Genomic DNA, 10087 nt, shown 5'->3' with positions numbered 1-10087 from the left:
TCCATGAGCTGATCACTGGGGATCCGCATCGTTGCAACGCCATCGCTGTCGGAAAGTGYGACCTGCTCGACCCGAACCGACGAACCAAGCGCAGCCTTCAGAAAAGCTACCATGTTAGGCTGAGGTTCGAAGGCGACGACATCGCGCGCATACTTGGTCAGGAACCAAGAATAGACACCGTAGTTCGCACCTATATCGATTGCAGTCTGGTTCCGACGGCATAATCTGTCGAGGATCCGAAGCTCGGGCTCACCACGGCGCCATTCTCGTGAAGCGCGCGTCCATAGCCTCAACCGAGGTGGCGCAATATTAGCGATATGAAGCATGTAGGCTCCCGGTAACGCGAACGCATGCGCTATCCGCTCATCGAGCGGCATGCTCCTTCTTTTCCATCCTCCGTGAATTGGCAACCAGTGGCTAGATCATCGATAGTTGGTGCCTTGCGCGGCCATTTCACCAAGCCTAGTTCTTTAGGTGAAGCCGACATAGCCGTGGATCCCTTCAACCTCGCCAGTTGATGATGGGGCGGTGGGATTGGCTATTTGGCGTCTTGGAGCGGCAGTCCCGGTAATGACCGCCGATCGACGAGGTCTGGCCGAGGCGTCCGGACGACGCGCAGGCCGAAGTGATCGTGGCTCCCTCGGATTTGCGTTAGAGCGGAACCCGTGCTGCGGGAACCATTGCCCCGGCATTACGGTGCCGGCCTCCGGCACCAAGGCGCCGGACACTCGACGCGAGGGCCTGTAGCTCAATGGTTAGAGCCGGCGGCTCATAACCGCTTGGTTGGGGGTTCGAGTCCCCTAGGGCGTACCAATCGCTTGCACGATGCTGCCCAACCCAACCCGCAGGCTCGATCTTTCTCCGCTTCGGCGTATCCGGCGCGGTGGTTATCCACAACAGCAAAAGAATGCCGAAAACGATGATTTTTTCGCGCCTTGGCGCTTGCGGCCTTCTGAGGTGCTGACTATAAGGGCGCCACAGCACGCGCCCTTCGTCTATCGGTTAGGACGACAGATTTTCATTCTGTAAAGAGGGGTTCGACTCCCCTAGGGCGTGCCACTTTCTCCCAGAAATTCATCCATCGATTTGGGCCAGATCAGCGGGCTTATTTGCCGCTTCTGCCCTCCTTCTGCGCAAGCCTCGCGTAGCCGCACTCGCCGGCGGGGCTGGAGAGATGCTTCGCATCCGACCTCCGCAACTGGCGCTTTAATCTAGCGTCTATGAGATGAAGAAAGCGGCGTGATCGATGGTCACGCCGCTTTCGTATGAGCAGCCACTTGCAATGCGCCGGCTCGCGATTTCTTATCTGGCAGGCAGAACTCGCGCTTCAAGTCTTTGATGACAAGTGAGGCGGCTAGAACAGGATGATTTTAGGCCCGGTCGGCCTAGCGGTGCGAGATCACTGTCGGAATACCGTGTTCTTAAGCCGACTCGATCAGCGCGCAGACCTTGTCGACGATCTCCATCTCCATGTCCGGATAGATGGGAAGGCAGAGCACCTGTTGTGCGGCCTCGGTTGCGACCGGCAGGTTCGAGGGCTGCGAGGAAGGCAGGCTGCGGTACATCGAGAAGCTTGAAATCAGCGGATAGAAATAGCGGCGCGGATGAATGCTGTTTTCCTTCAGCCGTTCATAGAGCCCATCGCGTGAAATGGGATAGTCAGGGCGTACGAGGATCGGGAAATAAGAGAAGTTGGAGACGGTCTCGCCGGAACGGTCCAGGCATTCTATGCCGGCCACGCCGCGGAGCCGCTCACGATATGCACTGTCGATCAAACCACGCCTTTCGAGCGCGAGCTTGATGTATTTCAGCTGCAACAGGCCGAGCGCAGCGTTGAACTCGCTCATCTTGCCGTTCGTGCCTGGCGCCACCACGGTCACTTCGTCGACGTAACCGAAGTTCTTCAGCTGGTCGATGCGGGTCTTCGTCTTGACATCCGGGCAGATGATGGCCCCGCCTTCGAATGTGTTGAAAACCTTCGTCGCATGGAAGCTCAGGATGGAAAGGTCGCCGTGATTGAGAATGCTTCCCCGCTCGTCTTCCACGCCGAAGGAATGGGCGGCGTCATAGATGACCTTCAGATTGTAGAGATCGGCGATCTTCTGGATAGCATCGACATCGCAAGGGTGGCCGTAGCAATGCACCGGCATGATCGCCGTCGTCTGCTGCGTGATCGCCGCCTCGATCTTCGCTGGATCGACATTGAGCGTCACCGGATCGATGTCGACGAAGACGGGCTTTAAGCCGTTCCAGAGAAGTGAATGCGAAGTGGCGACGAAGGAATAAGGCGTGGTGATGACTTCGCCCGTGACGCGGAGCGCCTGAAGCGCCGTCAGCAGCGCGACCGTGGCGTTGGAAAAAAGGCTGATGTGCTTCACGCCGAGATGGTTGCAGAGCTCCTGCTCCAGCTGCTGGTGGAATGGCCCGCCATTGGTCAGGACGCGATTGTTCCAGATCGCTTCCAGCGACGGAATGAATTCTTCGAGCGGCGGCAGGCTGGGCTTCGTTACATAGATCTTTTCGTTTTTCATGACGCCGTCCAGGAGGTTGGGCATTATCGCGCAATGGGCCTGGTACGAACATCACGGCCTAACCTGTTCCCAGGCTGACCAGAACATGATGCCGAAAAGTGTGAGCGGTTTTCGGACGACATCCTGTTCTASCGAAATTCCTGCCAACAGTGTGGCGCAAGCTTCACGTCCAATAGTCGGCACCCAAACCAGCCCGAATGCCGTTTCGTGAATCATGGAGACGGCGGCCATGCACGAAGGACGATTCCTTGACGATCAATCAGCCCATTGCCGCTCTGCCGTCCGGTCTTCCTGATCTGGCACTTCTCACGGAGAAAGCTGCCAGCACGGGGTCCGTCATTGTCTATCAGCCCTATCTCGATCCTTCCCAGCGCAGCCAGCTGGATGCGGCTGCCGTGCCGCTCGACATTTCGTTCAATACGCAGGCTACGACCCGCGAATATGAGCTCTTCCTCATCCTGCATCAGCATCACGAGGCGATAGGCCTCGGCGACGACGTGTTCTGGGGGCTGCTCTCCAGCAAATTCGAGATGAAGTCGGTGACGAGCTTCCCGTCCTTTGTAACAGAGGCGGAAAAGGCCAGGGCGGAAGGTGCGGACGCCTATCTTTACAATCCGCTGATCGGCCACGCGGCGATCTACAGCAACGTTTGGGAACATTCGCTGCTTGGCGGTCATCCCGGTATGGACCCGATCTTCCTGCATATTCAGGCGCTCGGTCATCCGATCGCGCCGCCGCAGGACAAGACGGCCTTCATGTTCTGCAACTATTTCTGCGGCAACCGGAAATTCTGGTCCGGGTATTTCGCCTTTTGCGAACGCATTCTCGAATCGCTGGAAAGAGAAGCGCTCGCCGGCTCGCCGGCGGGGACCGCCTATGCCGGTGTGGCTCACTATTCACGCGATGCCAACGCGAAGATGCGCCCCTTCGTGATCGAGCGTCTGCTCGGGCTCTATGTCCAGCAGGCTGCCGCCTCCGGAATGAAGATCGCCGCCTTCGTACCGACCGTTGCCGATTTCGAATGGAAGTTCGGTGTCCGCCTCGGCCGTATGCTGCATGGTCTCTTCGCAGCCAAGGAAGCCTTTCTGCAGAGCCGTGACCAGGCTCTCCTGACCTCGTGGCAGGAAGGCCGCCAGCCGCTCATCAAGCAGCCGCATCTGATCTGGGGGGCTGATGATCCGCCCGCCTGGATGCCCCGCGGCCAATTCATCGGCCGCCGCGAATTGATACGCGCCTATGCTCCGCAGGCTTCAGGCGCCTCTCCCGTGCCGCAGCAGCCGGTACGGACGGAAAGGCCCGCTATATCAGCCGCGCCGAAGATCGAGCAGCCGCTCCGCAACCCGTTGCAGCCCTTTACCGGCGGATGGCAGGCACACAAGGACCGTCATTGCATCTGGATCGTGACGCCCGCCAACTACAATCACAGCCACGCCTTCGACGAAGTCGCGCTCGGTCTCCAGGGCGCCTTCGAGGAACTCGGCGGCTCGGCACCGATCGTCCGCGACATGACCGCGTTCGCCGGTCGTGCGCCGATCATCTACGGCGGCAACCTTCTCCCCGCCGAAATTGTCAGCCATCTGCCGAAGGACAGCGTCGTCATCAATCTTGAGCAGGTGTCCGAAGAAAGCATCTGGATCAATTCGCGCTACACCTCGATCCTGAAGTCGCTTCCGGTTCTCGACTACAGCCCGCGCAACCGGGAAAATCTCGCCGCCAAGGGCATTGATCATGCTGGCGTGCTCGAAATCGGCTATAGCCGCTGCCTCAGCCAGATAAAACACGCCCCCGTCAAAGATATCGACGTGCTCTTCTACGGCTCGATGAACGAACGCCGCCACCATATCCTGAAGACGCTGGAGCAAGGCGGGCTTAAGGTCGCGCATCTCTTCAACATCTATGGCGCGGAACGCGACGCGGCGATTGCCCGTTCCAAGATCGTCATCAACATTCATCATTATGCGAGCGGCGTCTTCGAGATCGTGCGCATTTCCTATCTGCTCGCCAATCGCGTCTGCGTGCTGACCGAAGGCGATATCCGCGACCCGGATCTCCAGCCCTTCAGCGGCGGCCTGGCGGTCGAGCCCTATGACAAGATGATCGAGCGCTGCCACAAGTTGATCGCAGATACCGCCGAGCGTGATTCCATCGCCGCGAAGGGCTTTGCGGCCATGGAGAGCCGATCGCAAGGGGACATGCTGATGAGCGTCATGACCGCCGGTTGTACCTGACGAGACTCTCTTCCGACTGGTAGATTACCGCGCCGGAGCTGCGTCGCAGACGCGCAGTTGGATGCGGCGCGCACCCTGATAATGCTCGGCACTGAGCGAACCCGCGACATGAAGGCTGGCGCCGCGTGAATTGATGAGAAGATTGCCGAGCGCGGTATCGGCGGCGCGGAAGGCGATGCCATCGAGCCGCGATCCGTCCATTGCCTCCAGCGTCACCTTCACGTGTTTCTCGCCGACCAGGCGCGCGTCGCGCACCCGATGCGCCGGCACGGCAAAGAGCGGCTGGGCGTGGCCGGAGCCATAGGGGCCAGCGGCCTCCAAGCGGTCGATGAGTTCGAGCGTGGCGCCGCTTGCACCGATCGCGCCGTCGATCTTCAGTGTCTCGTTGGCGACAAGGCTGGCCACGGTCTTTGTGGCCTTCTCCGTGAAGAAGGTCCTCAGCCTGCCGAGATTGGCGCGCTCGACCGTCAGCCCGGCGGCCATGGCGTGGCCGCCGCCCTTGACGAGGATCCCCTCGTCGACCGCAGCTCGCACCATCCTGCCCATATCGAAGCCGTTGATGGAGCGGCCCGAGCCGGTGCCGCGGCCGGAGGGATCGAAGGCGATTGCGAAGGCGGGCCGTTTGAACTTCTCCTTCAGCCGCGCCGCGATCAGGCCGACGATGCCGGGATGCCATTTCTCATGGGCGGTGACGATGACGGATGCGCCCTCGCCGTCGCCATATTCGGCGAGCGCCTCGGCCTCCGCCTCTTGCAGCATGACGGCCTCCATCGCCTGGCGTTCGCGGTTGAGCTCGTCGAGGCGCTGCGCGATCACCTCTGCCTCACCGGCGTCGTCGAGCGTCAGCAGGCGGCTTCCGAGTGCTGYATCGCCGATCCGCCCGCCGGCATTGATGCGCGGGCCGATCAGGAAGCCGAAATGATAGGGTGTCACCGGGCCTGCAAGCCCCGCCTTGCGGAAGAGTGCGGCAAGCCCGGCATTGCTCTGGTGCCGGGCGGCGACCAGCCCCTTCACCACATAAGCGCGGTTGAGGCCCTTCAGCGGCACGACATCGCAGACCGTCGCAAGCGCGACGATATCCAGCCATTGCAGCAGGTCGATCGCCAGGATCCGCTTGTGGCCGGCCGCGCGCAGCAACCTCAGCGTTGCGACCAGCACCATGAAGACAACGCCGGCCGCGCAGAGATGCCCCTGCCCCGAGAGATCGTCCTCACGGTTCGGGTTGACGAGGGCATGACAGGGCGGCAGCTCATGTGTCACCTGGTGGTGATCGATGACGACGACATCGATATTGCGCGCAGCAGCGGCGGCCAGCGCCTCGTGACTGGTGGAGCCGCAATCGACGGTGACGATCAGCTGGGCGCCATTGTCGATCAATTGATTGATCGCCGCCGGATTGGGGCCATAACCTTCGAAGACGCGATCGGGAATATAGATATTCGCCCTGACGCCGAAATGGCTGAGAAAGCGGAACATCAGCGCCGAGGAGGCCGCGCCGTCGACATCGTAGTCGCCGAAGATCGCGACGCTCTCGCCGCGCTCGATGGCACCCACCAGGCGGATCGCGGCCTTTTCGCAATCGGTCAGCTTATGAGGATCGGGCATCAGGCTGCGGATCGTCGGATCGAGGAATTCGATCGCCTCGTCTACCGTCACGCCACGCCCGGCCAGCACCCGGGCGATCAGATCCGGCAATCCATGGAGCTGCGACATGGCCAGCGCGCGGTTCTGCCCTGCCTGGTCGAGCCGCGCCACCCAGCGATTGTCGAGCGCGGATTTCTCCACACCGAGAAACGCGCGCTGTACTGGATCGACGAGATCTGCCATGCCACACTCCGCTGACTTCATCTGCTCTTTCTATAGGAGCGGCGGAGATAACATAGCGATGGATTTGCAGATACGGATTTTTACCAAAGCATGTCGCGCAAAAGTGCGCAGCGGTTTTGCGGTAACGACATGCGTAAAAATAGAGTCCCTAAAGAGAGAGCGAATCTGAAAGATCGCGACGCGCTTTAGAATAGCGCCCAGACAATCAGGGCGATGCCGGCCAGTTGCACCAGCACGACGGAAAACAGCGTCAGCAGAATGGCCCAGTTGCGGCCCTCCGTGTTTTCTTCGCCATCACCCTCATCAGAGACCTCCTGAGGAATTTCACAGTAGGCCGGCTTGGGGATTTCCTCACGCTTATCAGGATGGTTCGGCGGCACGTCGCTCGGGTAGCCATACCCTTTCCCGGCGTGGCTGTCCTTGCTCATGAAATTCTCCACCCAGACGACTCACCATCTTAGGTTTAGTTATATCAATATTTCGGTATCTGTTAATATAGACTTCCGTTAGGGAAGGTTGAACAAATAACAGAAAAACCGCCCTGCAGAGACAGGGCGGCTCAACGGTCCTCCGGGACGGGAAAAAGGCTCAGCCTTCCTCTTTCGGCCGTTCGATGCGAATGACCTGCGGCTCGCCGAAGAGATAACCTTCCGACTTGATCGAGGCGACCGCCCTGCGCACCGATTCTTCCATCGTTGCGTGGGTGACGAGAATGATCGTCTGGTGGTGCGATGGCGCCAGATGCTGTTTGGAGCGCTGAACGATCGATTCCAGCGAGATGTTGTTTTCCGCCATGCGGGTTGCGACGCTGGCAAAGACACCGGTGCGGTCGAGCACGGTCAGGCGGATGAAATAGCCGCCCTCGTGGCTCTGCATCTGCGCCTTGCGGTAGGGCTCCAGCGTGGTTGCGGGATGGCCGAGCACCGGCACGCGCTGGGCACCCGGCTGGCTCTTTGCGATATCGGCGATATCGCCGAGCACCGACGAGGCCGTGGCATTGCCGCCGGCGCCGGGGCCGACCATCAGCAGTTCGCCGAGCACGTCGGATTCGATCGCCACCGCATTGGTGACGCCGTCGACCTGGGCGATGACCGAATCGACCGGCACCATGGTGGGATGGACGCGCTGCTCGATGCCGGTATCGGTGCGCTGGGCAACGCCCAGCAGCTTGATGCGATAACCGAGCTCGGCAGCGGCGTGGATATCCTCGATCGAGATGTTGGTGATGCCTTCGAGATAGATGTCGTCGGCTGCGATCTGATTGCCGAAGGCGAGCGTCGTCAGGATGGAAAGCTTATGGGCCGTGTCATTGCCCTCGATATCGAAGGCCGGATCAGCCTCGGCATAACCCAGCCGCTGCGCTTCCTTGAGGCATTCGGCAAAGGAAAGCCCCTCCTTCTCCATCTTGGTCAGGATGTAATTGCAGGTGCCGTTCATGATGCCATAGATGCGCGAGACGGAATTGCCCGTCAGCGATTCACGCAGCGCCTTGATGACCGGGATGCCGCCGGCGACCGCCGCCTCGAAGTTCAGCAGCGACCCCTTCTCCTCGGCGATCGTCGCAAGCTCGACGCCGTGATAGGCAAGCAGCGCCTTGTTGGCTGTCACCACATGGAGACCACGTTGGAGTGCGGCGCGCACGGAGATGTTGGCAGCTCCTTCGGCGCCGCCCATCAGCTCGACGAAGACGTCGATATCGCCCTTTTCTGCAAGCTCTTCCGGCCGGTCGAACCAGGTAACAGTGGAAAGATCGATGCCGCGGTCTCTTGTCCTGTCACGCGCGGAGACCGCCGTGATGGTGATCGGACGTCCGCAGGTGACGGCAAGCTCGTTGCTTTTCTGCTGAATGATGCGGACAAGCGAGGCGCCAACGGTGCCCAAGCCCGCAATGCCGATTTTGAGGGCATCTGCCATGGATCGATCCTGAAATGTCTGTGTGGCGGCAGCCGCTTGACGCGGCTGCCCAACGGTTGGATTAGCGGTGTGCGTTCAGCGAAATGACGTTGTGCATTGTCTCGTCAGCCGTCGACATGAACTTCTTGATGTTGCGCGCAGCCTGGCGGATACGGTGTTCGTTCTCCACAAGTGCCAGACGGACGTAGTCGTCGCCCATTTCGCCGAAGCCGATGCCCGGGGCAACGGCGACGTCGGCCTTCTCGACCAGCAGCTTGGAGAATTCCAGCGAACCGAGGTGACGGAACTTTTCCGGGATCTTCGCCCAGGCAAACATGGTGGCAGCCGGCGGCGGGACCTCGAACCCGGCCTTGCCGAAGCTTTCGACCATGACGTCGCGACGGCGCTTATAGACGTTGCGGACTTCCGCAATGTCGGAGCCGTCGCCGTTCAGCGCGTGCGTCGCCGCCACCTGGATCGGCGTGAAGGCGCCGTAGTCGAGATAGGACTTGACGCGGGTGAGCGCCGCGATCAGCCGCTCGTTGCCGACGGCAAAGCCCATGCGCCAGCCGGGCATGGAGAAGGTCTTCGACATCGACGTGAACTCGACAGTCACGTCCATTGCGCCTGGCACTTCGAGAACCGACGGCGGCGGAGCGCCGTCGAAGTAGATTTCCGAATAGGCAAGGTCGGAGAGCACGATGATGTCATGCTTTTTCGCAAAGGCGATGACGTCCTTGTAGAAATCGAGCGTCGCGACAAAGGCCGTCGGGTTCGAGGGGTAGTTGAGGATCAGCGCCAGCGGCTTCGGGATCGAATGCCGGACCGCGCGTTCGAGCGGCTCGAAGAAGCTCGCATCCGGCTCCACCGACATGGAACGGATCACGCCGCCCGCCATCAGGAAGCCGAAGGCGTGGATCGGATAGGTGGGGTTCGGGCAGAGGATCACGTCGCCAGGCGCGGTGATTGCCTGCGCCATGTTGGCGAAGCCTTCCTTGGAGCCCAAGGTGGCGACCACCTGCGTATCCGGGTTGAGCTTCACGCCGAAACGGCGGGCATAATAAGCGGCCTGAGCGCGGCGCAGACCCGGAATGCCCTTGGAAGAGGAATAACGGTGCGTGCGCGGATCCTGCACGACCTCGCACAGCTTGTCGACGATCGACTGGGGAGTGGGAAGGTCGGGGTTTCCCATGCCGAGATCGATGATATCGGCGCCGCCCGCTCGCGCGCTTGCTTTCAAACGGTTGACCTGTTCGAAAACATAAGGCGGCAAACGCCGGACTTTGTGAAACTCTTCCATCTCATTCCCCATGGAAAGGCGGCATTTCGGGCCGCTGTCGAAGTTCGTTCCGTCTCCCGGCGGCTGCGACACGAACTTCAGAATCGCAACGCCGTATTCATCAGACCCAAGCGACGCGGCAAATCTTTGACGGAAAGGCCGCGTAACGCGCTTTATCGGGAAAATTATATCTTCCGATCCATCCGGAAGGCTTTGCGTCCAAATTGCCTGAAAGGCAAGGTCTATTTGGAGATTTCGGAGAGCGTATCAGTGCCGTGCTCGGCGGCGAGACGCCGCATTTCAGCGACCTTGGCCTGATATTCGGCCTC

7 protein-coding genes and 2 tRNA genes are annotated in these 10087 nt (G+C 60.5%); 3 read left to right on the top strand and 6 right to left on the bottom strand.

Annotated features, from left to right (window positions below):
• A partial coding sequence (locus tag AC1D1Z_RS29735) for an FkbM family methyltransferase (protein ID WP_477852494.1) occupies positions 1 to 377 on the bottom strand: 377 nt, incomplete at its 3' end.
• Between the two features lie 360 nt (positions 378 to 737).
• On the opposite strand from AC1D1Z_RS29735, the gene AC1D1Z_RS29730 reads away from it, so the two are divergent.
• Positions 738 to 813 (top strand) — tRNA-Ile (locus tag AC1D1Z_RS29730).
• 171 nt (positions 814 to 984) lie between these two features.
• Positions 985 to 1059: transfer RNA gene (locus AC1D1Z_RS29725), tRNA-Glu, on the top strand.
• Between the two features lie 362 nt (positions 1060 to 1421).
• On the opposite strand, the gene AC1D1Z_RS29720 is transcribed toward AC1D1Z_RS29725, so the two are convergent.
• Positions 1422 to 2531, bottom strand: a complete 1110-nt coding sequence (locus AC1D1Z_RS29720; RefSeq protein ID WP_026188378.1) for a DegT/DnrJ/EryC1/StrS family aminotransferase — start codon at positions 2529 to 2531, stop codon at positions 1422 to 1424.
• Between the two features lie 248 nt (positions 2532 to 2779).
• Here AC1D1Z_RS29720 and AC1D1Z_RS29715 point away from each other — a divergent pair, with 248 nt between their 5' ends.
• Complete coding sequence (locus tag AC1D1Z_RS29715; protein WP_131647064.1) at positions 2780 to 4759, top strand: CgeB family protein; 1980 nt, start codon at positions 2780 to 2782, stop codon at positions 4757 to 4759.
• A 24-nt stretch (positions 4760 to 4783) separates the two neighbouring features.
• Here AC1D1Z_RS29715 and recJ read toward each other — a convergent pair whose 3' ends face one another.
• From recJ to AC1D1Z_RS29695, 4 genes are all read right to left on the bottom strand, one after another.
• Positions 4784 to 6586 (bottom strand): single-stranded-DNA-specific exonuclease RecJ, encoded by a 1803-nt coding sequence (gene recJ / locus AC1D1Z_RS29710; protein ID WP_477852492.1) that lies wholly within the window; start codon positions 6584 to 6586, stop codon positions 4784 to 4786.
• Positions 6587 to 6771: 185 nt separating this feature from the next.
• Positions 6772 to 7014, bottom strand: a complete 243-nt coding sequence (locus tag AC1D1Z_RS29705) for a hypothetical protein (protein ID WP_131647062.1) — start codon at positions 7012 to 7014, stop codon at positions 6772 to 6774.
• Positions 7015 to 7174: 160 nt separating this feature from the next.
• Positions 7175 to 8500 (bottom strand): homoserine dehydrogenase, encoded by a 1326-nt coding sequence (locus AC1D1Z_RS29700; RefSeq protein ID WP_130652300.1) that lies wholly within the window; start codon positions 8498 to 8500, stop codon positions 7175 to 7177.
• A gap of 61 nt (positions 8501 to 8561) precedes the next feature.
• Positions 8562 to 9779 (bottom strand): LL-diaminopimelate aminotransferase, encoded by a 1218-nt coding sequence (locus tag AC1D1Z_RS29695; protein ID WP_024320683.1) that lies wholly within the window; start codon positions 9777 to 9779, stop codon positions 8562 to 8564.
• Positions 9780 to 10087: the final 308 nt, after the last annotated feature.

This window comes from Rhizobium sp. P1_E1 (genome assembly GCF_056406015.1).
This window is presented reverse-complemented; position numbering and strand designations above follow the sequence as displayed.